This is a genomic window from Cognatundibacterium luofuense, assembly GCF_018139685.1.
GTDB lineage: Bacteria > Pseudomonadota > Gammaproteobacteria > Burkholderiales > Burkholderiaceae_D > Undibacterium > Undibacterium luofuense.
In genome coordinates, this window is the sequence record NZ_JAGSPN010000006.1 from 114,165 (window position 1) to 140,286 (window position 26,122).

Annotated in this window: 21 protein-coding genes; 13 read left to right on the forward strand and 8 right to left on the reverse strand. The window is 53.5% G+C overall.

What is annotated here, in order from left to right:
* Positions 1–13 precede the first annotated feature (13 nt).
* The gene (locus tag KDM89_RS09870) at positions 14–6,790 is read left to right on the forward strand and encodes an Hpt domain-containing protein (RefSeq protein WP_230427784.1); all 6,777 of its coding nucleotides are present in this window, start codon (positions 14–16) and stop codon (positions 6,788–6,790) included.
* A 101-nt stretch (positions 6,791–6,891) separates the two neighbouring features.
* Here the strand turns inward: KDM89_RS09870 and KDM89_RS09875 are convergent, their stop codons facing one another.
* Positions 6,892–8,355, reverse strand: coding sequence for a cryptochrome/photolyase family protein (locus KDM89_RS09875; RefSeq protein WP_212687770.1), 1,464 nt, complete (start codon positions 8,353–8,355; stop codon positions 6,892–6,894).
* A gap of 92 nt (positions 8,356–8,447) precedes the next feature.
* Between KDM89_RS09875 and KDM89_RS09880 the strand changes: the two genes are divergently transcribed.
* From KDM89_RS09880 to KDM89_RS09900, 5 genes are read left to right on the forward strand one after another with little or no spacing between them, the layout of a single operon-like run.
* Entirely contained in the window at positions 8,448–9,128 is a 681-nt protein-coding gene (locus tag KDM89_RS09880; protein ID WP_212687771.1) for a YqgE/AlgH family protein, read from the forward strand.
* Positions 9,128–9,523 carry a Holliday junction resolvase RuvX gene (gene ruvX / locus KDM89_RS09885; RefSeq protein ID WP_212687772.1) on the forward strand — a complete coding sequence of 132 codons (396 nt, stop codon included), beginning with the start codon at positions 9,128–9,130 and terminating at the stop codon, positions 9,521–9,523. The genes KDM89_RS09880 and ruvX overlap by 1 nt, the downstream gene beginning before the upstream one ends.
* The gene (gene pyrR / locus KDM89_RS09890) at positions 9,520–10,029 is read left to right on the forward strand and encodes a bifunctional pyr operon transcriptional regulator/uracil phosphoribosyltransferase PyrR (protein ID WP_212687773.1); all 510 of its coding nucleotides are present in this window, start codon (positions 9,520–9,522) and stop codon (positions 10,027–10,029) included. The genes ruvX and pyrR overlap by 4 nt, the downstream gene beginning before the upstream one ends.
* The gene (locus KDM89_RS09895; RefSeq protein WP_212687774.1) at positions 10,022–10,993 is read left to right on the forward strand and encodes an aspartate carbamoyltransferase catalytic subunit; all 972 of its coding nucleotides are present in this window, start codon (positions 10,022–10,024) and stop codon (positions 10,991–10,993) included. The genes pyrR and KDM89_RS09895 overlap by 8 nt, the downstream gene beginning before the upstream one ends.
* A gap of 9 nt (positions 10,994–11,002) precedes the next feature.
* Positions 11,003–12,283 carry a dihydroorotase gene (locus KDM89_RS09900; RefSeq protein ID WP_212687890.1) on the forward strand — a complete coding sequence of 427 codons (1,281 nt, stop codon included), beginning with the start codon at positions 11,003–11,005 and terminating at the stop codon, positions 12,281–12,283.
* A gap of 48 nt (positions 12,284–12,331) precedes the next feature.
* Here the strand turns inward: KDM89_RS09900 and KDM89_RS09905 are convergent, their stop codons facing one another.
* Positions 12,332–12,538 carry a hypothetical protein gene (locus KDM89_RS09905; RefSeq protein WP_212687775.1) on the reverse strand — a complete coding sequence of 69 codons (207 nt, stop codon included), beginning with the start codon at positions 12,536–12,538 and terminating at the stop codon, positions 12,332–12,334.
* 116 nt (positions 12,539–12,654) lie between these two features.
* On the opposite strand from KDM89_RS09905, the gene KDM89_RS09910 reads away from it, so the two are divergent.
* Positions 12,655–13,401 carry a lysophospholipid acyltransferase family protein gene (locus tag KDM89_RS09910; RefSeq protein WP_212687776.1) on the forward strand — a complete coding sequence of 249 codons (747 nt, stop codon included), beginning with the start codon at positions 12,655–12,657 and terminating at the stop codon, positions 13,399–13,401.
* Positions 13,402–13,571: 170 nt separating this feature from the next.
* On the opposite strand, the gene KDM89_RS22470 is transcribed toward KDM89_RS09910, so the two are convergent.
* The 5 genes from KDM89_RS22470 to KDM89_RS09935 are packed head-to-tail and all read right to left on the reverse strand — an operon-like array spanning position 13,572 to position 18,765.
* On the reverse strand, positions 13,572–14,174 hold the full coding sequence (locus tag KDM89_RS22470) for an acyl carrier protein phosphodiesterase (RefSeq protein WP_212687777.1): 603 nt from the start codon (positions 14,172–14,174) through the stop codon (positions 13,572–13,574).
* 24 nt (positions 14,175–14,198) lie between these two features.
* Positions 14,199–15,029 carry a symmetrical bis(5'-nucleosyl)-tetraphosphatase gene (locus tag KDM89_RS09920; protein ID WP_212687778.1) on the reverse strand — a complete coding sequence of 277 codons (831 nt, stop codon included), beginning with the start codon at positions 15,027–15,029 and terminating at the stop codon, positions 14,199–14,201.
* The gene (gene hemH / locus KDM89_RS09925; protein ID WP_212687779.1) at positions 15,029–16,135 is read right to left on the reverse strand and encodes a ferrochelatase; all 1,107 of its coding nucleotides are present in this window, start codon (positions 16,133–16,135) and stop codon (positions 15,029–15,031) included. The genes KDM89_RS09920 and hemH overlap by 1 nt, the downstream gene beginning before the upstream one ends.
* 41 nt (positions 16,136–16,176) lie before the next feature.
* Complete coding sequence (gene recN / locus KDM89_RS09930; protein WP_212687780.1) at positions 16,177–17,823, reverse strand: DNA repair protein RecN; 1,647 nt, start codon at positions 17,821–17,823, stop codon at positions 16,177–16,179.
* A 48-nt stretch (positions 17,824–17,871) separates the two neighbouring features.
* Positions 17,872–18,765: an NAD kinase gene (locus tag KDM89_RS09935; protein ID WP_189357597.1), complete on the reverse strand. Its 894-nt coding sequence runs from the start codon at positions 18,763–18,765 to the stop codon at positions 17,872–17,874.
* 102 nt (positions 18,766–18,867) lie between these two features.
* Between KDM89_RS09935 and KDM89_RS09940 the strand changes: the two genes are divergently transcribed.
* The 3 genes from KDM89_RS09940 to KDM89_RS09950 are packed head-to-tail and all read left to right on the forward strand — an operon-like array spanning position 18,868 to position 21,024.
* Positions 18,868–19,563 (forward strand): HAD family hydrolase, encoded by a 696-nt coding sequence (locus tag KDM89_RS09940; protein WP_230427785.1) that lies wholly within the window; start codon positions 18,868–18,870, stop codon positions 19,561–19,563.
* A 35-nt stretch (positions 19,564–19,598) separates the two neighbouring features.
* On the forward strand, positions 19,599–20,618 hold the full coding sequence (hrcA, locus tag KDM89_RS09945; protein WP_212687781.1) for a heat-inducible transcriptional repressor HrcA: 1,020 nt from the start codon (positions 19,599–19,601) through the stop codon (positions 20,616–20,618).
* A gap of 7 nt (positions 20,619–20,625) precedes the next feature.
* A complete protein-coding gene (locus KDM89_RS09950; RefSeq protein WP_212687782.1) occupies positions 20,626–21,024 on the forward strand; it encodes a response regulator in 399 nt (132 codons plus the stop codon).
* A 147-nt stretch (positions 21,025–21,171) separates the two neighbouring features.
* Here the strand turns inward: KDM89_RS09950 and fur are convergent, their stop codons facing one another.
* Entirely contained in the window at positions 21,172–21,600 is a 429-nt protein-coding gene (gene fur, locus KDM89_RS09955; protein WP_189357601.1) for a ferric iron uptake transcriptional regulator, read from the reverse strand.
* Positions 21,601–21,676: 76 nt separating this feature from the next.
* Between fur and KDM89_RS09960 the strand changes: the two genes are divergently transcribed.
* The 3 genes from KDM89_RS09960 (at position 21,677) to leuS (ending at position 26,115) form a co-directional block, all read left to right on the forward strand.
* Positions 21,677–22,234: an outer membrane protein assembly factor BamE gene (locus KDM89_RS09960; RefSeq protein ID WP_212687783.1), complete on the forward strand. Its 558-nt coding sequence runs from the start codon at positions 21,677–21,679 to the stop codon at positions 22,232–22,234.
* Positions 22,235–22,249: 15 nt separating this feature from the next.
* Positions 22,250–23,062: a 4-hydroxy-tetrahydrodipicolinate reductase gene (dapB, locus tag KDM89_RS09965; RefSeq protein ID WP_212687784.1), complete on the forward strand. Its 813-nt coding sequence runs from the start codon at positions 22,250–22,252 to the stop codon at positions 23,060–23,062.
* A gap of 425 nt (positions 23,063–23,487) precedes the next feature.
* On the forward strand, positions 23,488–26,115 hold the full coding sequence (leuS, locus tag KDM89_RS09970) for a leucine--tRNA ligase (protein WP_212687785.1): 2,628 nt from the start codon (positions 23,488–23,490) through the stop codon (positions 26,113–26,115).
* The last annotated feature ends 7 nt before the right edge of the window (positions 26,116–26,122 follow it).

Below are 26,122 nucleotides of genomic sequence, written 5' to 3' on the forward strand. Positions count from 1 at the left end.
TTGTGGGGTATGCATGACATACGACGTATCCAGTCCGGCGGAGTTTCCGCAGGAGCAGTTTGATACCGGACCTCTGTCCTGGGTAATCGCAGACATCAGGGAAGCGATCAATCAGGCCGGGAAAAAATTATCTGAAGCACTGAAACAAGATGAGGAAAGTCGTGCCACATCTTTGTTGCATGCTAAAAACTTCTTGCATCAGGCTCACGGTGCTCTGCAAATTGTCGATATCGATGGTGTCGCGCTTCTGACAGAGTCAATTGAAGACGTACTGGAACGATTACAGAACGGACAATTGGTCATCAGCGAAGAAGTAGTGACTGGTGTGCAGGACGCGTTTCACGCGGTACTGCGTTACCTTGAGGACTTGTTATCTGGTGCGCCGCATCAGCCAGTTCGTTTATTTCCCTACTACCGTACTGTCCTGGAACTGAAGGGGGCAGAGCGAATTCACCCTGCGGACCTGTTCTTTCCTACACTTGCTGTTCAGGAAAAGATTCCGGAACTGACCCTCAGCTATCGCGGCTCTGCACCTGCATACACTGGCTTACGTCAACGTTTTGAAAAATTGCTGTTGACGGTGCTGACCAGCAAGGATGCCGAGGCTCAGTTGAAAGCAGTTCTGCAGATGCGTGACCTGATTGCAGAAATTGATCAGGTGCAAAGTACTCCGCAGGCGAAGGCGTTCTGGGTAGTAATGCGTGCGTTTACTGAAGCCGTTGAATCGGCGCGCATCCAAAATGAACAATACGTAAAACAAATTCTCGGCCGCATAAATCTTCAGATCCGGCGTCTGGTTGATGGCGGCACTGCTATTCCCGAGCGTTTGCTGCGCGATGCATTATTTTTTATTGCCCAGATAAAGCAACCGACACCTTTGGTTGCCAGCATTCGTCAGGCATATGCGCTTGAAAATGCAGTGCCCGCAGATTACGACAAGAAAAATTATGGCAGAGTTGCTGCGAGTGCATTGTCTACAGCGAAAGAACAACTGACTGCCGTAAAGAATCTCTGGGGACGAATTGCCAACGGAGAACAAGGGCTTGCTGAAAAATTCTCCCAGAAAATGAAGGATCTGGCGGAAACAGGTGAATCCCTGAGTACCCCTTCGTTGTCAAAGCTCTTGCGGGAGTTGAGCGGGATTGCCAGACATGTTGCGCACTCCGAAGAAGGTAGTAAGTTCGGTCTTGAGCTTGCGACAAGCCTATTGTTTGTTGAGAATGCTCTTGATCAGATTACCCGGCTGCCAGCACATTTTCAGGATCGTGCAGAGGAAATTACATCACGCTTATTGTCTGCGGTATCCGGCGATGAGCTGACATCTCAGGCTGCATGGATGGGAGAGATCTCCCGCGAGGCTCAGCAGCGTCAGACCATGCATGTGCTGGTGACCGAGATGCAAACAAGTCTGCGTCAGATTGAAAAAAATCTTGACGAATACTTCCGTGATCATTCTCAGGCAGATTTACTGAAGCCGGTTGATAGCGTACTGCATCAAATCGGTGGTGCTCTCGCTATTCTTGATCAGGATGATGCGATGCGTGCCGTTGAGCATACGCGCCATCTTGTTGGACAATTTGATGAAGCGCTGCTCTCTGCAAGCGAAGCAGAGCAGAATACGCTGCATCAGAAAGTCGCGCAGAATATTGGTGCGCTGAGTTTTTTCATTGAGACGATTCAGAGTCAGCCGGAAACAGCTAAGAAAAAATTTACTTTCGATGCGGACACGGGTGTGTTCCGCTCGCATTTGCTGGAAAGCGGTAGCCAGAAGGAATTGCTTCCGAATGCTGATCAGCTGGTGATGCAGGAAATTTATCCGCAAGAAACCGTACTGACGGCAGAAGAGGAACTCGCACATCAGCAGCAGGAAAGTGTTCGTCTGGCCGAGTCTCTGGCTAAAGCACCTGATGACGAGACTATTCGCGAGCAGCTGAAACATTCGCTGGAAGCGGAACGTTCTGTTGCAACCTTGCTGGATGACACTGAAGCCGGTGAACGGGCAAAATCTGCAATGGCAGCGCTGGCACAAACCGGTGCCTCCGAAGTGCCGCAGCTCGTAGTGCATGCAGCAGTTCCTCAAGCACCAGTTTCAGCACCTGTAGTAATGCCGGAATCTGATGACGCAATCGATGCTGAGTTGCTGGAAATTTTCCTCATGGAGGCAGAGGAAGTTCTTCAGTTCGTGCGCGACACTTTACCGCTGTCACGTCAGGACACCGATAATCAGGAATATCTGACAAGTCTTCGTCGCTCTTTCCATACGCTCAAAGGCAGTAGCCGCATGGTTGGCTTGAATGTCTTTGGCGAAACAGCCTGGAGTATTGAGCAGGTAATGAATCTGTGGCTGTCTGAGTCGCGCCATGGGACTGAAGCATTGTATAAGCTGCTTGACCATGTCACAGGTGAAATGACTTTGTGGGTGGCAGAGCTGCGTGATTCCGGTAACTCCTTCCGTAACGGTCACGCAATTGTTGCTGCTGCTCAAAGGTTGAAAGCAGGTGATACATCCGTTGAGCTGATTGCAGAAACTGAGCCCGCAGTGAACGCTGAAGCTGAAATCGTTTCCACAGTGCCTGATCAGGTAATCACTGAAGCAGATACTGAACCATTCGATGGTCCTGCACAAGATGCAGGCAGCGCTTTTGAAAGTTCTCACATTTCGGAAACTGTCAATTCAGAGATTTTTGCAGAAGAAGACGGAGTTGCAGGGCAGAAAGAGACAGCGCTGTTGCCTGATGTACATACAGAGCATGTAGTTGAGCCGCTTTCCGATGTGGTGGAGCTGTCCGCAGATCCCGCAGATGATTTTGCATACCACACAGAGCCCCATGTATCTTCTGAGCCGATTCCGGCTGAAGAAAAATTGACTGTTGCTGTAGACGATCTTCTTGCAGAAGGCGCCCCGATATTGCAGGCAGAGTCGTTAACATCGGAAATACAAATCGACGAATCTGCAGCACAGCATTTACCAACAGAAGCAGCAGACTTAGTTGATGCTGAGACGACAGATGCTCAGGATGCTACGGTTGCTGTATCGGATCTGCATGTAGAGCTTCACGAGTCCGCCGAATTGTCAGCAGACGATCCTGACAAATTACTGTCCGCTTCCGAAGTAATGGGAGTCGCTACGGATGAGTTTGTATCAGACGAGTCAGTGGCGGTTGCTGACGAAGCAGCAGAACATATTACGCGGTCTATTGAGGTCGCTCCTGAGCAGGAAGCCGGGTTTAACGATGGTCTGTTGGCTGAGTCACCGTGTGATCAGGGAGCGCCCGTTGAAACTGAAGCGGAAACAATTATCTCGGAAGATATTTCAGAATTGGAATTGCCTGATGATATTGGTTTATCGTCCGAGGTTCAAAGTGAATCTGTTACTGCGCCGGATGTCGTAACAAGTGACGAGCTTGCCGATATTGTCGTTGAGGAAGTTGGTTCAGATGCCGACGCCGAGATAAGCCTGCATCCTGAACCGGTGATATCCGGACTTGCATCAGATGAGACTCCCGAATCAGCACAGGATGAATTGCTGACAGAGCAGATGTCAGATCCGATTGTATCCGAAGAAATGCCTGCAGAATTGAATCCGGATACGCATGAATTGGATGATCCTGTTGAAATCGTTGCAGAGACCGGTACACCGGAAACTGAAATTCAGGGTACTGAATCTGAAGCTATCGCGTCTGGTGATGAAACGGCGGAAACTGCACAAATTATCGAATTCCCGGATGTAAATAAACCGGCAATTGTTCTCGATGATAATGTCAAACGTATCGGCGGGCTTGAGATCAGTCTGCCGCTGTATGGCATTTACATGGCGGAGACGGATGAAATCGTTCGTTTCCTGACGCAGGATTTCTCTGAATGGCGTCACGAACCGGAACGTGTTGTGTCCACACACGCAATACATGCAAGTCATTCTCTGGCTGGCAGCTCAGCAACCGTCGGCTTACGTCAGCTGCAAGAACTGGCCCACAGTATGGAGCTGGTGCTGCAACGTTTGCAGCGGCACCCGGTCGTATTGCATTCAAGCGAGTTTGATGTACTTGATGAAGCGCTGGATACCGCAAAACGTATGTTGCAGAAATTCGCGACATCGGAATTGCCGGAAGCAGCGCCTGAACAAATTCAGGCGCTCGAACACCTGTTGCAGGGCATTATTGCCCGCTCAGATGCCGGTGCGGATGAGGAATTCATTACGTCGACAAATGAGCGACTGAATCTCGAAGATCTTGAACATCTGGCGCAGGAAAATGGTGATATACCGGAAGCACCGGTAATGCAGGAATTTGTCGAAGTTGCGCATGCAGACACAGTGGCTGCAATAGCACCGCCTGAAGTCAGTCAGCCCGCGGTTGCCAAGCTGAATGATGAGATTGACCAGGACTTGTTGCCAGTCTTCATCGAAGAAGGTCAGGATCTCTTGCCTATGGTCGGCGAATTGCTGCGCAGCTGGCAGGAGCATCCGGCTGACGGAGGCATTCCGCAATCCATCGCGCGTCTGATGCATACCATTAAGGGTAGTGCACGGATGGCTGGTGCAATGACGCTGGGGCAGCATATTCACGATATGGAAAGCCGTATCGAGAGTATGGCGAATACCGGTGGTGCGGTGCGGCAGCCATTGCTCGACGACTTGCTCGCAAGGCACGATCTGAGCATGCAAATGTTCGACCAGTTGCAGAATCCACAGGCTTACGTAACACCGGAAGTTCCTGAAGTACTGACCGCAGCACAAGAGCTGGATCGTTTCCAGGAAGAACTGATCGCAGGTGCAGAGTCTGCAGTGCCGGAAACTAAAGTACCGGAACTTGTCAGTCTGAACCCAGTTGTTCCTGTGAATACAGGTGCGCAGGTTAGGGCGATGCCGGCAGCAATGCCACTGAATGCGCCGTCGCAACCGGGAGCGCCGGTTCCGCTGGTGCGTGTGCGTGCCGACGTGCTTGACCGACTGGTCAACCAGGCTGGTGAAGTGTCGATCTCCCGTTCTCGTCTGGAAAATGAAATTTCCACATTGCGTGCATCGCTGTCTGAACTGACGGGTAACGTGACGCGTTTGCGTGATCAGTTGCGTGAAGTGGAAATTCAGGCGGAAAGTCAGATTGCGGCACAAATGTCACATGCTGCCGACCGAGATTTTGATCCGCTCGAGTTCGATCGCTTTACACGTCTGCAGGAACTGACCCGCATGATGGCAGAGAGCGTCAGCGACGTGGCGACAGTTCAGCAGAACTTGAACCGTACTATCGATGGCGCATCCAGTGATTTGCTGACTCAGGCACGTCTGACACGTGAATTGCAGCAGGATCTGATGCGTGTGCGTATGATTCCGTTCGCCAGTGCGTCCGAGCGTTTGTATCGTGTGACACGACAGACGGCTAAAGAGCTCGATAAGCGTGTGAATCTGGATATCCGTGGTGCAGGCGTTGAAATGGACCGTGGCGTTCTGGAAAAAATGGTCGGTCCGTTTGAGCATTTGCTGCGCAATGCGATTGTGCATGGTATTGAAAGTCGCGAAGAACGTCGTCAGGCCGGAAAAAATGAAACCGGTGAATTGCTGATTGAAATTCGTCAGGAAGGTAACGAAGTTGTTATCCGCTTCAAAGACGACGGACGTGGACTGAACCTGCCTTCGATCCTGAACAAAGCACGCCAGTCTGGTCTGATCGGGCATGATGAACAACCGGGTGAAGCGGAAACCGCAGCACTGATCTTCGAGCCGGGCTTTACAACGGCGTCGGAAGTGACTGAGCTGGCGGGGCGGGGCGTCGGGATGGACGTGGTTCGTTCTGAAGCATCTTCGCTTGGCGGACGTGTTGAAGTGACCACTTCCGCAGGTCAGGGCGCTGAATTTACTATTCGCTTGCCATTGACGCTGGCAGTAACGCAGGTGGTATTGCTGAGCGCCGGTGGCAAAACCTATGCGGTTCCGTCGGTTCTGGTAGAGCAGGTACAGCATTTGAAAGCCAATGCTCTTGCAAGTGTCTACAATGAAGGCGCGGTTATGTGGCAGGGCCAGCGCGTGGGCATGTATTTCCTGTCGACGCTGCTGGCAGACCATCATGCTGTGCCAATGTCTTTGCAATACACGCCGGTACTGATACTGAAGAGTGGTACAGACCGCGTTGCACTGCACGTCGATGAAATTCTCGGCAACCGCGAGGTGGTTGTGAAAAATATCGGTCCGCAACTGGCGCGTATGGCCGGTATTGCAGGTGCAACCGTACTGGGTTCGGGTGAGATTATCCTGATTCTGAATCCGGTTCCACTGGCTGGCCGTTTTGAGCAATTACAGCTTGCACGTTTACCGCATCATGAAGCAGAAGCAGTTCAGGGCGCTGTAGCGAATCTGGAACAGCCAGAGTCTGCACTGCGTGTTGCTTCTGAACCAGTTCAGGGATTGCGCAAGCAACATACCGTGATGGTGGTGGATGATTCGCTGACCGTACGCCGTGTGACCCAGCGCTTGCTGACCCGCGAAGGTTATCAGGTCATTCTGGCAAAAGATGGTATTGATGCGCTGGAGCAGTTGCAGTCCGTTACGCCGGACGTGATGCTGGTTGATATTGAAATGCCGCGTATGGATGGTTTCGATCTGACACGAAACGTACGCAGCGATACCCGTACCGCGCATATTCCTATCATCATGATTACGTCACGCACTGCGGATAAACACCGTAACTACGCGAAAGAACTGGGCGTGAACGAGTACTTCGGTAAGCCGTATCGTGAAGATGATTTGCTGGAGGCAATTGTCCGGTTTATTGGTCAGGAAAATGCAATCATTGTCTGATCTTAATAAGCGCATTAATAATATTGCGAGGTAAAAAAAGCGGAGCCGTGTGCTCCGCTTTTTTGTTGCTGTCAGAAATAAATGGTTTGCAGCTTTTGTTCTCAGGTGCTTTGCTTAACGATGGCATAGCGGTCCAGCGTGCGCTGACGGGCATCTTCATGCTGTACCAATGGATGAGGGTAGTCTGCTCCAAGTCTGATGCCCGCATGGCTGAGTAAAAGCGCACCGGCTTTCCATGGCGCATGAATTGTTTTGTGATCCAGATTCGCCAGTTCAGGACAGTAACGCCGGATAAATTTGCCATCCGAATCAAATTTTTCCGATTGTGTGACCGGATTAAAGATACGGAAATAGGGTTGTGCATCACAGCCTGATGACGACGCCCACTGCCAGCCACCATTGTTTGCAGCCAGATCAAAATCCAGTAGTTGTTGCGCGAAATACGCTTCACCTCGACGCCAGTCTATGCCCAGATCTTTGATCAGAAAACACGCGGCTACCATGCGCAGACGATTATGCATGTAGCCGCTTTGATTGAGCTGGCGCATCGCTGCATCGACCAGCGGATAGCCTGTTTTTCCTTCGCACCACGCGGCGAAATCAGCATCAGCCTGTGCACCGCTTTCCCAGCGAATAGCATCATACGCAGGCTTGAACGAAGCGTGCGTAACGCGCGGATGGTGGTGCAGGATCATGAAATAGAAATCACGCCAGATCAGTTCACTCAGCCAGGTTTGGGCACCCTCACTGTTATTCAGCGTGATTTCCTGCAGTGCGAGTCTGACCAGATGGCGTATCGAAACTGTTCCGAAACGCAGATGCACGGATAAATACGACGGGCCTTTCACTGAAGGGAAATCACGCCGGGTATGGTAGCTGTGAATCCGTGTCAGGAAATCGGCAAGTAATTTTTCAGCAGCGCTGCTGCCGCCATGCACACCGGCCGGAAGCGCATCTGGCTGAAAACCCATTTCCGCCAGCGTAGGGCGTGCAGGCCAGAGGTGGCTGGCCAGGTTGCCTGCATACTTTTGTACCGGATAGGCGCGACTGTAAAAGTCGGTATCTTGAGCAGCCAGTTTTTTCAGCCAGGCATTTTTGTAGGGAGTGAAAACAGAAAAGGGCGTTCCGGCCTGCGATAACACTTCATCCTGCTCAAAAATCACCTGATCTTTGCTGGCAAAGAACCGGCGACCACGTGTCTTCAGTTCATCTGCAATGTGCTGATCGCGCTGGATGGCTTGTGGCTCATAGTCACGGTTAGTAAATACAGCATCGATTTGCAAATCAGCCGCCAGTTGCGGAATCGCATTTTCCGCATGGTCAAACAAAACGATCAGTTCACCACCGGCGTCACGTAAATTGTTTTGTAATTCAGTTACCGATTCATCGATGAAGGCCAGACGCCGGTCTTGTGATGGCAGGGATTGCAGGATAGTTTTATCGAAAACGAAAACGCAATACACTTGCTGACTGTTGCGTAATGCGTGGTAAAGCGCAGCATGGTCATGACAGCGCAAGTCGCGGCGGAACCAGACCAGCGAGCGTGAAAATTGTAGGTTAGACATGGTGATGACAGGAAATCAGCGGTTTTCTGACAGGACTGCCGGAAGATAGCACACATCGAAAAAGCCCGCCAAAACTGCTAAAATGGCGCTCTATGGCGAAGCAAATCCCCCCTTTTTCCGATGACTCCGGCGATGACCTGCGTGCATCGTCCGATCCGGCTGTTTCTGATCAATCTGCGGCATCTTCTGAATCTGTCTCTTCCGGTGAACTGAATCTGACCGATCACTTTCTGATCGCAATGCCATCGGTGCAGGATTCGGTGTTTGAAGGTTCTGTGGTTTATCTGTGTGAACACAATACCCGCGGTGCGCTGGGTATCGTGATTAATCACCCGACCGATATAACGGTCGCCTCTCTGCTGGACAAAATTGACCTGACGGTCTCCGGTGATCCGGATCTGAATCCCTTGCATAAAATGCAGGTAATGTCCGGCGGTCCAGTACAGGAAGACCGCGGATTTGTGCTGCATGAACCTGCAGGAAATTACAGCTCTTCCCTGAAGGTCACGACGGATGTGGCATTCACGACTTCGCGCGATATTCTGGAAGCGGTGGCTGGTGGCACTGGCCCGGACCGTTTGCTGGTCAGCGTCGGTTACGCTGGTTGGGGCGCTGGTCAGCTGGAAAAAGAATTGCTGGCCAACAACTGGCTGACCGTACAGGCGAACACAGAAATTCTGTTTGATCTGCCGCTGGAACAGCGGTTCGAAGCGGCGATCCGTCTGCTGGGGATAGACCCGTGGATGCTCGCAGCAGAAGCGGGGCATGCCTGATGAATCTCTCCGGCGGAACCGTACTGGCTTTTGATTTCGGACTCAAGCGTATTGGTGTTGCCGTCGGTAATACGGTCACACGCAATGCCAGTCCGCATAAAATTATTCACGCTCCCACCAACGACGGTAAATTTGCTGAGATTGCTGCACTGATCAGCGAATGGCAACCTTTTTGTCTGGTCGTCGGCGTCCCGCGTCATCCTGATGGTGCCGAGCATGAAATGACGGTGCGTTGCCGTCGCTTTGCGAATCAGCTCAATGGTCGCTACAACCTGCCGGTGATGCAGGTGGATGAACGTTATTCTTCAGCAATTTTTCAGGCCGGAAAAGGCGAATACATCGACGATGCGTCGGCGGCCGTCATTCTTCAACAATACTTCGACGAAAACCCATGACGACGGACACAACTTTGCATGCAGAACACCTGTATCAGCAATTGCTGGAACAGATCCGGCCGCTGGCGGCGGCTCACCCGCAACTGGCGGTTGTCGGTATTTATTCCGGTGGTGCGTGGATTGCAGAACGACTGGTGCGCGATCTGCAACTGACGACGGCAGCTGGCTCAATCGACGTTTCTTTTTACCGTGATGATTACGCGGAAAAGGGATTGCGTTCCGGCGCCAAACCGAGCCATATCCCGTTCTCTGTCGATGGCGCGCAAATTTTGCTGGTCGATGATGTGCTGTACACCGGCCGCACCACTCGAGCGGCGATCAATGAATTATTCGACTACGGGCGTCCTGCCCGTATCTGGCTGGCTGCGCTGGTCGACCGTGGTGGTCGTCATTTGCCGGTTGCGCCGGACTTTGTTGCACAGGTTTCTTCATTTGAATCCAGTGTGTCCGTCAATCTGCAACGCGCAGACGATGGCACCTTCCGTATCTCTATCGACCATGCATAATCCACAGCTCAATAAACACGGTGAGTTACAGCATTTGCTGACCACCGAAGGTTTGCCGAAGGCCGTGATCCATCATATTCTGGATACCGCCTCATCGTTCGTCAGTATCGGCGACCGTGAAGTGAAAAAAGTGCCTTTGCTGCGCGGTAAAAGTGTTTTCAATTTGTTTTTTGAGAACTCCACCCGTACCCGCACCACGTTTGAAATCGCTTCCAAGCGTTTGTCAGCAGACGTGATCAATCTGAATATTTCGGCATCCAGTACCAGCAAAGGTGAATCGCTGCTGGATACCATCGACAATCTGGCAGCGATGCATGCAGATATGTTTGTGGTGCGTCACTCGATGTCCGGTGCGCCGTTTCTGATTGCCAAGCATCTCAACGATACCCGCCAGAACCATGTACACGTGGTGAATGCCGGTGACGGCCGCCATGCACACCCGACCCAGGGTTTGCTGGACATGTACACCATCCGTCATTACAAAAAAGAATTTCATAACCTGACCGTGGCAATTGTCGGCGACGTACTGCACAGCCGTGTGGCGCGTTCGGATATTCATGCGCTGACCACGCTTGGCGTGCCGGAAGTCCGTGTGATCGGTCCGCGTACGCTGTTACCGGGCGGACTGGATCAGCTCGGTGTGCGCACTTTCCACAATATGGATGAAGGCCTGAAAGGCGTGGACGTCATCATCATGCTGCGTTTGCAGAATGAGCGTATGAACGGTGCGCTGCTGCCTTCCGCACAGGAATACTTCAAACACTATGGCCTGACACCGGAACGTCTGGCACTGGCGAAACCGGATGCGATTGTGATGCATCCGGGACCGATGAACCGTGGCGTGGAAATTGATTCTGCGGTTGCGGACGGTCCGCAGGCAGTGATACTGCCGCAGGTAACTTTCGGTATCGCAGTGCGGATGGCGGTGATGAGTATTCTGGGCGGCAACAGTGGTGAGGCGTAAGGAGCGATGATGAAAACAGTAATACGAAATGGTCGTGTCGTCGATCCTGCCAGCGGTCTGGATCAGATCGCTGATCTGGTGATCGAAAACGGAAAGATTGCCGCCATCGTCGCAACGGGCACGGACGCCGGTGATGCGCAGGTGGTGGATGCAAGCGGTAAGATCGTTGCGCCGGGTCTGGTCGATCTGAGTGCGCGTCTGCGTGAACCGGGTTTTGAATACAAAGCCACTTTGGAATCGGAATTGCAGGCAGCGGTACGCGGTGGCGTGACCAGTCTGGTTTGCCCGCCGGATACCGATCCTGTACTGGATGAAGCCGGTCTGGTGGAAATGTTGCGCCGTCGCGCGGACATGCAAGCCAAGGCAAATGTGTATCCGCTGGGTGCGCTGACTGCCGGTCTGAAAGGTGAACAACTGACGGAAATGGCGGCGCTGAGTGCAGCCGGTTGTATCGGTTTCTCGCAAGCAGAACAAGTCATCCGCGATACGTCCACGCTGCAGCGCGCACTGGATTACGCGGCGACGTTCGGCTTCACCGTCTGGCTGCGTCCGCAGGACCCGTATATCGGCATGGGCGGTGTTGCGCACAGCGGTGCATATGCATCACGTCTGGGTTTGTCCGGCGTGCCGGTGATGGCAGAAACCATTGCGCTGCATACCTTGTTTGAGCTGATGCGTGCCACCGGTGCACGCGTGCATCTGTGCCGCGTATCCTCAGCGGCGGGGCTGGAACTGATCCGTCAGGCCAAACGTGAAGGCTTGCCGGTCAGTTGCGACGTCAGCGCACACCATGTGCACATGACGGAACACGACATCGGTTTCTTCGATCCGAACGCACGTGTCACACCGCCGTTCCGTTCTCAGCGTGACCGCGATGCGATCCGTGCTGCGCTGGCTGACGGCACGATTGATGCGATTTGTTCCGATCACACACCGGTCGATGATGATGAAAAACTGCTGCCGTTCGCGGAAGCATCGCCGGGCGCAACGGGTCTGGAATTGTTGTTGTCACTGGCGCTGAAATGGTCCGCTGACAGCCACGGCGAAGTCAGTCTGTCTCAGGCACTGGCCAAAATCACCAGCGATGCGGCACGTACCGCCGGTATCGATGCAGGAAATCTGACAGTCGGCGCAGCAGCGGATCTGTGTGTGTTTGATGCAGACAGCCACTGGAAAGTGGAAGCAGCGGCGCTCAGCAGTCAGGGCAAGCATACGCCTTTCCTCGGTTATGAATTGCCGGGTGTGGTGCGTATGACCATGGTTGGCGGACGCATCGTGTACGCGGTGTAAGCTCTGTTGTCAGACTGACTGCAAAGACGGAAGGCGGTGGGTTCGTCTTTACGGGTTAACGCATGCTAAGGCAGCATCGAAGGCAGCTTCGGCTGCCTTTTGTTTTTCGTGCAAAATTTTTTTCGTTTTTGTTGTTCTCTTGCGCAAAAAAGCACCATTCTGCAAGCCCTTGCGTTGACGGATGCAACAATGCACGCGGTATTGCTGGCGCACTGCCTTGTTTCTGGTAAATAATAAGAACCCTTTTTTATTCACCGCTGTATTACCGGTCAGTTACGCTGTGAGCGTGCTGTGCAAGTCGCTGAAAACCGGTAAACAGACAGGCAGTTTCTGATTCTTTTCTTTCCACTATCGGGTTTGGCGGATACGGTATGATCGTTTGGCATTATGTGCGGGTAACGCTGCATTTACTCGCAGGGCTGATGACTTGCGCATTTTTATTCCCTGTTTGCTCGCAGATTTCCCGCGAAAAACTGGTACAGCGCTGGTCGCGTCAGTTGCTCGGCATTTGTACCGTGGATGTGCGTTTTATTGATCAGAGCGAAGGCCAGCATGCTGAACGCGCACTGATCGTTTCCAACCATATTTCCTGGCTCGATATTTTCGTCATCAACACCCTGCATCCCTGCCATTTTGTCGCGAAGGCTGATATCCGCTCGTGGCCGCTGGTGGGCTGGTTATGTGAACGTGCCGGAACCATTTTTCTGGCCCGTGGCAAACAGCGTGAAGTGCGCCGTATTTACGAAGGTCTGGTGCATCAGATTGAAGCTGGTAAGCGCATTGCTTTCTTTCCTGAGGGCACGACTGCCGCGCAGGGAACGGTACTGCCTTTCCATGCCAACCTGTTTGAAGCGGCGATTGAAGCGAAAGTGCCTGTGCAACCGTTCGCGCTGCGTTATGTTGATCAGCAGGGACGCTTTCATCATGCCGCTGACTTTATCGGCGATATGAGTTTCGCCGAAAGCATGAAAATTATCCTGAAAGCGCCACGTATGACCGCTGAGCTGATTCGTCTGCCTGCAATTACTACATGCGGCGCACACCGTCGCGATATCGCGACCCAGTCGCAACAGGCAGTGCGCGACGCACTGGGCATTCAAGCCACACAGGCTGCCTGATTTTCCCTCTGTCACACCACAGCGATTGTGCAGAAATGCGCATTCGCTGAAAACCCACCCCCTTGGAAAGCCAGAGAATTCGCGGACGTCCGCCGGAGCGCTGGCTTTTTCTGTGTTGAACTCCGCATTTTGCACTATTTTTGTGCGATTTCTGAGCCCTGACAGCCAGCTCAGGAGGCTGTGAGCAGCAAGCGCTGGCGCTGTGCTTCCGTATGGCGTATCAGTTCCGGATAAAAGCGCAGGAAACCCTGTTCCAGTATGCTGTCGTTCGCCTGCAAATGCGGTAATCCCGCAATCAGATGTTCGCCATGACGCGATAAACGACTGGCGGTGCGCCGCACCGCACGCTCCAGTCCTTGCCAGTGACCATAAGATGCCAGCCAGTCTTCCTGCACCATGCGTGGCAGCAGACTTTGCAGACGTGATGGCAGCATCGATTCTCTGTATCGCAGATGCTGATAAAAGTCCGAAATCATCACCGTGCGTGACTGCGGATACCAGCGCTCCCAGTGGCGGGTCAGCAGCAAATCAAAGTAAATATCCAGCAGAATACCGGCGTAGCGCCGCGCCGGGCTGTCGAAACCGGCTTTCATCGCGAGTACTTCGGGATGCTGATCGGTGAAGGTATCGACCAGCCGGTGCAGTTGTATTTCGCGCCGAATGTTAACCGGAAGCAGGGCTTCGTCGCTGCGGCTGGCAAAGTCGCCGAGCAGTGCACCGAGCATCGCATCCGCATCGTGGCTGGCCAGCGCAATATGCGCGAGAAAATTCACAGACTTCCTTGTTCTCTGAATGCGTCAGGCACCGGGGCGTTGCTGCAGCGGGCAGTCAATCTGAAACACTTGCAAATCCTGCAAACGCACGGCGGTCAGCTTGCCGCCCCAGACACAACCGGTATCCAGACTCAGTAAATTGTTTCGCACAATCAGCCCCAGCGTGGACCAGTGACCGAAAGCGATCTTGTCATTTGTGCTGGCACGTTCTGCCGCAAACCACGGCATTAAACCCTCAGGTGCATTCGCCGTACCTTCTTTCAGCGCAAAATCCATCTGACCATCGGCGCTGCAATAACGCATACGGGTCAGCGCATTAATGATGCAGCGCCAGCGTGCATGGCCTTGCAGATTGTCATCCCAGCGATCCGGCTGATTGCCGTACATCTGCGCCATAAAATCCAGCCAGTCCGGTGCCTGCAGCATGGCGCTGACTTCTGCCGCCAGCGCCAGTGTTGTTGCCGCATCCCATTGCGGATACAAACCGGCATGTACGATCAGCCAGCCTGCTTCTGACCACGCCAGCGGGCGCTGACGCAGCCACAGCATCAGTTCCGGCAAGTCCGGAGCATTCAGTAAGTCGTTCAGCGTATCCTGCCGGTGCGGCGGACGCAGTCCCTGCGCTACCGCCAGAAAATGCAGATCATGATTGCCGAGCACGGCTTCGGCGCGGCCTTCCTGTTGCAGCGTCCGTATCGTGCGCAAAGCCTGCAGCGATTCAGGGCCACGGTTAATCAGGTCTCCGGCAAACAGATAACGGGCGCCCGGTGTGTCGGCTTCAGTCAGCGCCAGCAAACGGTTTAATTCGGTGGCGCAACCCTGAATATCACCGACCACATACACAGCCTGCGTCATCAGTGCGGTGCTCCCAGGCGTTTTGCTTCGGCACGGCTGATCAGCGCCTGCTGTTTTTGATCATCACGCATACCTGCAGTGAACATGGTTGCCCAGCCTGCCAGATGCTGTTCCGAAATTTCCGCCATCGCACGCAGCCACGCCGGAGATTCGTTCAGGCAAGGGATGTAATGGAATTCTTTGCCACCGGCAGTCAGGAAAGCTTGTTTGACTTCGACTGCAATCTCTTCCAGCGTTTCCAGGCAATCAGCAATAAAGCCCGGGCAAATCACATCAATGCGTTTCACGCCATCTTTGGCCAGTTGCTGCACACTCGGTTCTGTGTAAGGTTGCAGCCATTCCGCTTTTCCCAGACGCGACTGGAAAGTGACCAGATACTGATCTTTGGTCAGGCCCAGTTTTTCAGCCAGCAAGCGTGCGGTTTTATAACATTCGCAATGATAAGGATCACCGCGCAGCAAAAAGGCTTTCGGCAAACCGTGGAAGCTCATCACCAGCTTTTCAGGACGACCGTTTTGCTGCCAGTGTTTCAGCACGCTCTGGCGCAGTGCTTCAATGTAGGCCGGATGATCATGGTAGTTACGCACAAAGCGTAATTCCGGCACATTGCGAACCTGCTGATAATGGCTGAAGACCGCATCCATATTCGATGCAGTGGTGGTGGCGGAATATTGCGGATAGGCCGGCAGAATCAGAATCCGGTCATAGCCTTCCTGTTTCAGCTTTTGCAGCGCAGACGGAATCGACGGGCTGCCGTAACGCATCGCCCAGCTCACATGTACATCATGGCCGCGTTCGCCCAGATAACCTTTGAGCAGCATCGCTTGTTTTTCGGTATGGATTTTCAGCGGCGAGCCGTCTTTGGTCCAGATCGTCGCATATTTTTTTGCCGACTGGCCGGAGCGGAACGGCAGAATGATGCCGTTCAGAATCAGCCACCAGACCGGGCGCGGAATTTCCACTACGCGCTGATCCCATAAAAACTGTTTCAAGTAACGCTTCACCGCACCGCGTTCCGGTGCATCCGGCGTACCCAGATTAATCAGCAGGATCGCGGTTTTGCCGGTTTTGCCGTGTGTATATTCCGGTTCTTTCAGAAAAGGCATAATCAGACCTGATGAATGTAAATTGAGATATTGAGAATTCTCTACAGCGCCAGCAATTCACGCGCGTGTTTGCGTGTGGTGGCGGTAATTTCCAGACCGCCCAGCATACGCGCAATTTCTTCCACGCGCTGTTTGCTGTCCAGTCGGGCAATCTGCGAACTGGTGCGGCCACCGGTCTGATCTTTGCTGACCTGGAAATGCTGATTCGCCTGCGATGCCACTTGCGGTAAATGCGTGACACACAATACTTGTCTTTCCTGCCCCAGACGCTTGAGCAGGCGGCCAACTACTTCTGCGACGGCGCCACCGATACCGCTGTCGACTTCATCAAAAATCAGTGTCGGCGTGGTGGTTGCACTGGAAGCAATCACGGAAATCGCCAGCGAGATACGCGCCAGCTCACCACCCGAAGCGACTTTCGCCAGTGGACGTGGTTGTACACCGGCATGACCTGCGACCAGAAATTCGACTTGCTCCAGACCATATGAGGCCGGATCGCAGGGATGCAGCGCGATGGCAAACTGACCGCCACGCAGGCTCAGATCCTGCATCGCCACGGTCACTGCTTCGCTCAGATGCTGTGCAACCTGCACCCTTTGCCGGCTCAGGCTGCGCGCCTGTTCCAGATAGGCTTGCTGTGCTGCCTGTTCCTGCTTGCGCAGGCTGTCCGGATCGCTGGCCAGACTCATTTGTTCCAGCTCGCTTTGCAAACGCGCAAGCTCACCGGGCAATTGTTCAGGGCTGACATGGAAACGGCGCGATGTACTGTGGATTGCATCCACACGCAATTCCACCTCACGTAAACGTTCCGGGTCCAGATCGGTGCGCTGCAGGTAATCGTTCAGCGCATAACTGCTTTCCTGCAATTGTATGCAGGCGTTTTCCAGTGCTTCCGCTGCCGGACGCAGTGCCGCATCAAATGACACCAGCTTGTATAAACGTTGTTGCAGGCTGTTGAGTTGCGACAGCACCGGATGATCGGATTCCGAAATCGCCGCCAGCGCCTGCTGTACGCCTTCCATCAGACTGGCCGCATGGGCGAGGCGGCTGTGTTCCTGCTGAATACTTTCCCATTCACCGTCACGCAGTTGCAGCTTTTCCAGTTCACCGGTTTGCCATTCCAGCCGTTCTTTTTCCTGCAGCAGATTTTTTGCATCGTTTTCAAAACGCTGCAATTGTTGTCTTAACTGATTCCAGTGGCTGTAGCGTTGCGCGACATCGCGTGCCAGTGCTGATAAACCACCCTGATTATCGAGCAGTTCGCGTTGCGCGTCGCTGCGCAGCAGCGACTGATGCGCATGCTGGCCGTGGATATCGACCAGCAAATCACCGAGTTCACGCAACTGGCTGACGGTGGCCGGAATGCCATTGATCCAGCCTTTGGAGCGGCCGGCGTTATCAATGGTACGGCGCAGTATCAGCTGATCGCCTTCATCGCTGAGGTCTTGCTGCTGCAGCCAGTCGCGCGCAGCATCATGCAGCGCAAATTCGGCACTGATATCGGCACGGGCGGCGGATTCGCGCACCATGCTGCCGTCGGCACGTCCACCCAGCACCAGACTCAGGGCGTCAATTAATATCGATTTACCGGCACCGGTTTCGCCGGTCAGTACGGTGAAGCCTGCGGAAAACTCAAGTTCGAGCTGATCCACAATCACAAAATCTCGGATGGCAAGCGTCCTCAGCATAGGAAACCCGGAAAGTAAGTCACAGCGCGGTATTGTAGCAATCTGGCATTAATTCAGTGCACCGGTCACGGTAGGATATTCATTCCAGTGCAGCTTTTCGCGCAGGGTGTGGTAATAGTTCCAGTCCTGCGGGTGCAGGAAGGTCACCGTATGTGCAGAGCGGCGAATCACAATACGGTCCTGACACATCAGACTGGCAAAGGTCTGCATATCGAAGTTCAGACTCATGTCACGGCCAGCCGCAATCTCAATCACGATTTCACTGCTGTCCGGCAACACGATAGGGCGATTCGATAAGGCATGCGGTGCAATCGGCACCATCGCAATGCCTTGCAGACTCGGGTGCAGCATCGGGCCACCGGCGGATAAGGCGTAGGCGGTGGAGCCGGTAGGCGTGGAAATAATCAGACCATCGGAGCGCTGGTTGTACATGAAGTGCTGATCGACTTCGACCCGCAATTCCACCATACCCGCACCGGCACCGCGCGCCACCACAATATCGTTAAACGCCACGCCGCTGAAAATCTGGCTGCCGTCGCGTAATACGATGGCTTGCAGCAGCGAGCGTTTTTCCGCGATGTATTTACCGTCCAGCATATCGGTCAGCACCGGAATCATGCGTTCGCGCGGAATGTCGGTGATAAATCCCAGCCGTCCCTGATTAATACCGATCAGCGGCACCGGATATGGTGCAAGCTGTCGTGCAACACCAAGCATCGTGCCGTCACCACCGAGCACAATCGCGAGATTCGCAACCTTACCGATTTCTGCCACTGATAAATGCTGCAGACTGTCGATGCCGCAGGTGCGCGCAGTTTCAGTTTCCAGCACCACGGTGACGCCGTGTTGCTGCAAAAAAACAATCAGTTCACGAATGGATTCTTCTATGCCGCTGGCCTGGGTTTTGCCAACCAGTGCGATGGTTTTCGGTGTTGTCATCATTATCAGATCAGCCTGTCGGGCGTTGCGTCCGCATCTGTGCATGACGCAAAAGCCCAGATTAGACCATAATTAGTTCAAGATTGATGATATTCCCACAGCATTATGACAATTAAAGCCATCCTGTTCGATCTGGACGATACCTTATGGCCGGTTGGTCCGGTGATTCGTCATGCGGAACAAACACTGCATGACTGGCTGGCGGTACACACACCGCAGGTTACCGAAGTCTACGATATTGAGGCTTTGCGCCAGCGTCGTCAGTCGCTGGTAGTAACCGATCCGCGTTTTTCTTATGACTTGTGGAGTTTGCGCCACCGCTTGTTGCAGGAGGTGATGGCAGAGCAGGGCGCTGATCCGGCGCATGCTGATGCCGCGATGCAGGTATTCGCACATGCCAGAAATCAGGTCAGTTTGTATGAGGATGTCATCCCGGCGCTTCAGCAATTGCAGGCGGATTTCATTACCGGCTCAGTATCCAACGGTTTTGCGGATTTACACAGTATCGGACTGGCGCCGTATTTCCGTGTTTCGCTGGCGGCACACAGTTTTGGCTGTGCGAAACCTGACTCGCGTATTTTTCTGGCTGCTTGTGACGCCTTACAAGTGGCCCCACATGAAACCCTGTACGTCGGTGATGATGTGCTGCTGGATGTGCACGGTGCAACGCAAGCTGGTTTGCAGGCAGTCTGGATGAACCGTCACAGCATCAGCGCAAATAAACCGGAGTGGCAGCATGTGACCATTCCGGCACAGATTCGCGATTTACATGATCTGAGACAGCGATTAACACGCGTCTGATGTTCATTTGAGGATTGCTCGCATACAATGTCATTATGCAACTCGATATCCGTGCCCAGACCTTGCTGAAAGCGCTCGTAGAGCGATACATTGCTGACGGCCAGCCCGTCGGCTCACGTGCCTTATCCCGCATTTCCGGACTGGATCTGTCACCGGCGACGATACGCAATGTGATGGCGGATCTGGAAGAGATGGGATTTGTCTGCAGCCCGCACACATCGGCGGGGCGCATTCCGACGCCGCGCGGTTACCGCCTGTTTGTGGATGAATTGCTGACGGTGCAGGAAATCGACGAAGTTTCACTGGAATCCCGTTTGCAACCGGGCATCGTGGCCCAGCCTGCACAGAAAATCATTACCAGCGCAGCACAGATTTTGTCATCGCTGTCGCAGTTTGCCGGTGTGGTCATGACACCGCGTACCGAGTCCACATTTCATCAGCTGGAATTTTTGCGTTTATCCGAAAAAAGGATTTTGCTGGTCGTGGTGGGGCCTTCCGGCGAAGTGCATAACCGCTTGCTGCAAACCGAGGCGGATTACACGCCGTCGCAACTGACGCAGGCAGCGAATTACCTGAATCAGAATTTTGCCGGTCTCAGTTTTGAAGAAGCGCGTCGCCGCTTAACCGCGGAAATCCGTCAGTTGCAGGGCGATATGACCAGCCTGATGCAGGTCGCCGTACAGGCGGGCAGTGATGCGCTGGCGCAAGATGATGAAGGCATGGTGATTTCCGGCGAGCGCAATCTGCTGAACGTACAGGATTTGTCATCGAACATGGGCGCACTGCGCAAAATGTTCGATCTGTTTGAGCAGAAAACCGGCCTGATGCAGTTGCTGGATGTGTCCAGCAAAGCAGACGGCGTACAGATTTTTATCGGTGGCGAGTCGCAACTGATGCCGGTGGATGAAGTCAGTATTGTGACTGCGCCATATGGCGTCAACGGCAAAATTGTCGGCACCCTCGGTGTGATCGGCCCGACTCGCATGGCATATGAAAGGGTGATTCCGATTGTGGATATCACCGCAAAATTACTGTCGAACGCGCTCAGTCAATAGGCTTGCTATGAAACCTGAAGAACTTCGCATACTGCTGATTGATGATAACGATATCACCCGCGAAGTATTGCGCGTGGTGTTGCGTGGTCAGGGATACCAGATCGTCGGTGAAGCCGGTGACGGCGATCAGGGCTTGCAAATGGCGCTGGAGCAAAAGCCGGATCTGATTCTGCTGGATGTGATGATGCCGCAGGTCAGTGGTCTGGATATTCTGCCGCGTATCCGTGAACAATTGCCGGACACCCGGATTTTGCTGGTGACTGGCAGCGAAGACCATGAAACCCTGCGCGAAGCGGCACGCAGCGGGATTGACGGATTTATCATGAAGCCATTCCGCGCCAGGCATATTACGGAAGCGGTCAGCAAAGTGATACCGGGACTGACATCTGCAGGCGATGCGTCTTAGTCTGGCGGAACGGGTGATGACGGAGCGCTTTGCGGGCGTTCAGAATGACCTGAAATCACCGGAAAATTGCTGAAAAATCCGGTATTTGCAAAGTACAAAAAACGGAACCCGCGGGTTCCGTTTTTTTATGCAGGCTGAAAAGGCCGGTCAGCCTTTGTGTTCGCAGTTTTCTTTGGTGCAGTTACCGTAAATGGCCAGCGAATGATCGGTGATTTTAAAGCCGCGTTCGAGAGCAATCTGGTGCTGGCGCTGCTCGATTTCCGGATCATAAAACTCTTCCACACGGCCGCAATTCAGGCAAACCAGATGGTCATGATGCGAGCCTTCATTCAGCTCGAAAATTGCCTTTCCGGTCTCGAAATGGTTCCGGTGCAGCAGCCCCGCTTGTTCAAATTGGGTCAAAACGCGATACACTGTCGCGAGTCCGACATCCATGTTTTCTGTCAGCAGGATTTTATAAACATCCTCTGCAGTCAGATGGCGGACCTTACTGTTTTGAAATATTTCAAGTATCTTCAGGCGCGGCAAGGTGGCTTTCAGACCGCTGGCTTTCAGATTTGTCGTACTGTTAGTCATGTTTTCCGTCAAAAGAGAGCTATCTGCTTTATGATATCGGGTTTTAGGGCTTACTGCTCATTTACTGAGGTTTTGTATGCGAAAGTTGTTCACGGGTTCTGTTCCTGCCAGTCTGGGTCGCATTGCGGTCGTTCTGGCGGCTGTCAGTCTGGGTGCCTGCGCCTCGCGTTCGGTGCAACTGACAGATGAAAATCTGAAAACCGAAGCGGTTGCCGGTAAAGACGGCACACAGGTGTATTCGCCGACCGGGACACGTAAGTTCCTGGGCTTCTTCTCGCCTTACCGTATCAGTGTGCAGCAGGGTAACTTTGTGTCGCAGGAAATGATGGCGCAGATCAAGGAAGGCATGAACCGTGAGCAGGTGCGTAACGTGCTCGGTACTGCATTGCTGACGGATCCTTTCCATGAAGACCGCTGGGATTATCCTTTCCGCCTGATGAAACCGAGTGGCGAACTGATCATCAGTAAAGTTTCGGTGCATTTCAAAAATAATCTGGTGTCCAAATTTGAAGGCGGTAATCTGCCGAATGAACAGGAATATCTGGCACGTGTGACCGAGTCTGCGCTGGCAAAACAGCGTATTGAGTCCGTGAACGATATCGATGGCAAACCGGCCCGCAAAGAAGGCAAATAATCCGTTTTCATTACTATGAGTAAATTACGTGTGGCAGTGGCCGGTGCTTCCGGCCGTATGGGCAAAATGCTCATCGAAGCAATTCTGGCTTCGGAGGATATGGAACTGGCCGGTGCGCTGGATGTGGCAGCTTCGGTCGCTATCGGTACTGATGCAGGCTTGTCTGCCGGTAAAGCTACCGGCGTGCTGATCACATCTGATCTGGCAACCGGTCTGAAAGATGCGCAATTCCTTATCGACTTCACCCGTCCGGAAGGCACGCTGCACCATCTGGCTTACTGTGCAGAGCACGGTATCCGCATGGTGATCGGTACGACCGGCTTTGATGATGCTGGCAAAGCGCGCATCGCGGAACTGGCGCAGAAAACCGGCGTGGTGTTTGCGCCGAATATGAGCGTGGGTGTGAATGTGACGCTGAAGCTGCTGGAAATGGCGGCGCGCAGTTTCTCTCATGGCTACGATATCGAAATCGTGGAAGCACATCACCGTCATAAAGTGGATGCACCGTCCGGCACAGCGCTGAAAATGGGTGAAGTGATTGCGAATGCGATTGGCCGTGATCTGAATGAAGTTGGTGTGTTTGCACGTGAAGGTGTGACCGGTGAGCGCGATCCGTCCTCGATTGGTTTTGCTACCATCCGTGGCGGCGATATCGTCGGCGATCATACCGTGCTGTTTGCCGGCATCGGTGAGCGCGTCGAAATCACGCACAAATCCTCCAGCCGCGTGACCTACGCGCACGGCAGTCTGCGTGCGGTACGTTACCTGCAGGAAAAACAAAGCGGTTTGTTCGATATGTTTGACGTGCTGGGTCTGAAGGCACTGTGAGCATCCGCTGACATTTGCTGTACATAGCAGAATCTGAAAAGGCCGCTGTTCGCGGCCTTTTTGTTTTGCGGTTCCGCAGCCTGTCGGGTGGCGACTGCCTTGGGAAAGCCTGTAAGAGAACGGACGGGCCCAAAGGTGTCCGAAGGAGTCCGAAAGTGCCTGAAAAAGCCTCAAATGCGGTGTTCAGCACAGCAATCCGGCGGTTGTCGGCAGAAAGTCCGGGCCTCCGGAAATGGCAGATGACGAAGTTTGCACAATGCAGCCTGCGCTGCGCTTGTCGTTGTGACGAGCGCCAGCCGGTTCATTAACAGCGTCTCAGCCGTGTTTTCCTGCGCTTCACCGGTGCCGTTCTGGTTCAACTTGCTGCGCTAGCGGTTATAATGAAAGATTGTGATTGATAACTGCATTCCTTTCCGGCCCACGCTATGCAAGAAAAATATTCCCCATCCGACGTCGAACAAGCGGCGCAATCTCACTGGAAAAATACTGAAGCATACAAAACGGTAGAAAACGATCCCCGTTTCCCGCAAGGTAAGTATTACGCCTGCTCCATGCTGCCTTACCCATCCGGCAAGCTGCACATGGGTCACGTCCGTAACTACACCATCAACGATATGCTGGCGCGTCAGCTGCGTATGAAGGGTTACAACGTGCTGATGCCGATGGGCTGGGATGCATTCGGTCTGCCGGCAGAAAATGCGGCAATCGCCTATAAAAAATCGCCGGCGGAATGGACTTACGCCAACATCGACGACATGAAGTCGCAGATGGAACCGCTGGGTCTGGCTTTCGACTGGACGCGCGAAGTCGCGACCTGCGATCCTGACTACTACCGCTGGAATCAGTGGCTGTTCCTGAAGATGCTGGAAAAAGGTATCGCCTACAAGAAAACCCAGATCGTGAACTGGGATCCGGTCGATCAGACGGTGCTGGCGAATGAGCAGGTGGTTGATGGCCGTGGCTGGCGTTCCGGCGCACTGGTGGAAAAACGTGAAATTCCGGGTTACTACTTCGGTATTACTCAGTACGCAGAAGAATTGCTGTCCAGTATCGATACGCTGGATGGCTGGCCGGAACAGGTCCGCACCATGCAGCGTAACTGGATCGGTAAGAGTGAAGGCGTGCGTTTCGCATTCCAGCATGAGATCCGTGACGAGCAAGGCCAGCTGATTCAGGATGGCAAACTGTACGTGTTCACCACCCGTGCTGACACCATCATGGGCGTGACTTTCTGTGCGATCGCGGCAGAACATCCGCTGGCGCAACTGGCGGCACGCAGCAATCCTAAACTGGCAGAATTTGCGGAAGTCTGTAAAGCCGGTGGTACCACCGAAGCCGAAATGGCGACCAAAGAAAAAGAAGGCATGCCAACCGGCTTGTTCGTGACACATCCGTTCACCGGTGAGCAGGTCGAAGTCTGGGTCGGTAACTATGTGCTGATGAGCTACGGCGACGGCGCGGTGATGGGCGTACCGGCACATGATGAACGTGATTTTGCGTTTGCCCGTAAATACGGTATCGCGATTCGTCAGGTCGTGGCAGTCGAAGGCGAAACTTTCAGCGCCGACGCCTGGGCAGAATGGTATGGCGACAAACAAAAATCCGTGACGGTAAATTCCGGCCGTTTCGATGGCCTCAGCTATAAAGCGGCAGTGGATGCCGTGGCTACAGAACTGATCGCCAAAGGTCTGGGCGAAAAGAAAACGACATGGCGTCTGCGTGACTGGGGTATTTCCCGTCAGCGTTACTGGGGTACACCAATCCCGATTATCCATTGCGAATGCTGTGGCGCCGTACCGGTTCCTTACGAAGATCTGCCTGTCGTTCTGCCGACCGACTGCATTCCTGACGGTTCCGGTAATCCACTGAAAACCCGTGCTGACTTCCTGAATGTGGATTGCCCGACATGCGGCAAACCAGCGCAGCGTGAAACGGACACCATGGATACCTTTGTGGATTCCAGCTGGTACTTCATGCGCTATACCTGCCCGGATGCACCGGACATGGTTGATGGTCGCAATGATTACTGGATGGCGATGGATCAGTACATCGGTGGTGTGGAACACGCGGTACTGCATTTGCTGTACGCCCGTTTCTGGACCAAAGTCATGCGCGACATGGGTCTGGTGAAGATCGATGAGCCATTCAAACGCTTGTTCACACAGGGCATGCTGCTGAATGAATCCTTCTACCGTGAAGTCGACGGTGGCAAAAAAGTCTGGTACTACCCGAATGAAATCGAAGTGCAGCACGACGACAAAGGCCGTCCTGTTGCAGCGATTCTGAAGAGCGATGGTCAGCCAGTGCAAATGGGCGGCATCGAAAAGATGTCCAAGTCCAAAAACAATGTCGTCGAACCAAAAGACATTATTTCTCAGTTCGGCGCGGATACTGCCCGTCTGTTCACGATGTTCGCCGGTCCTCCGGATCAGAGTGCAGCATGGAGCAACAGCGGTGTGGAAGGTGCTTACCGCTACCTGCGTCGTCTGTGGGCGACAGCGCAGAAACTGGCACCGGTGATTGCATCGGGCCAGCAAGCAGCGCCAGAGCTGGCAGCAGATGTCAAAAACTTCCGTCGTGAAGTCCACCTGACTCTGCGCCAGATCGATTCCGATTACGAACGTCTGCAGTACAACACCGTTGTTTCCGGCGCAATGAAATTGCTGAATGCGATCGAAGCATTTAAACCGGAAGCGGCCGGTGGTGCGGCAGCACTGCGCGAAGCCTTCAGCATCCTGCTGCGCACGCTGTATCCGGTGTGCCCGCACATCACGCATGTGCTGTGGGTGGAACTGGGTTACGCAGCCGAGCACGGTGAGCTGATCAACATGGCGTGGCCACAGGTTGAAGAAGCCGCACTGGTACAGGATGAAATTGAGCTGATGGTGCAGGTCAACGGTAAACTGCGTGGCAGCATCAAAGTCGCCAAAGATGCTGATAAAGCGACGATTGAAGCGACAGCGGTTGCCAGCGAGGCAGTACAGAAATTCCTCGAAGGTGCGCCGAAGAAAGTCATCGTCGTGCCGGGCAAACTGGTGAATGTTGTTGGCTGAGAAGGAA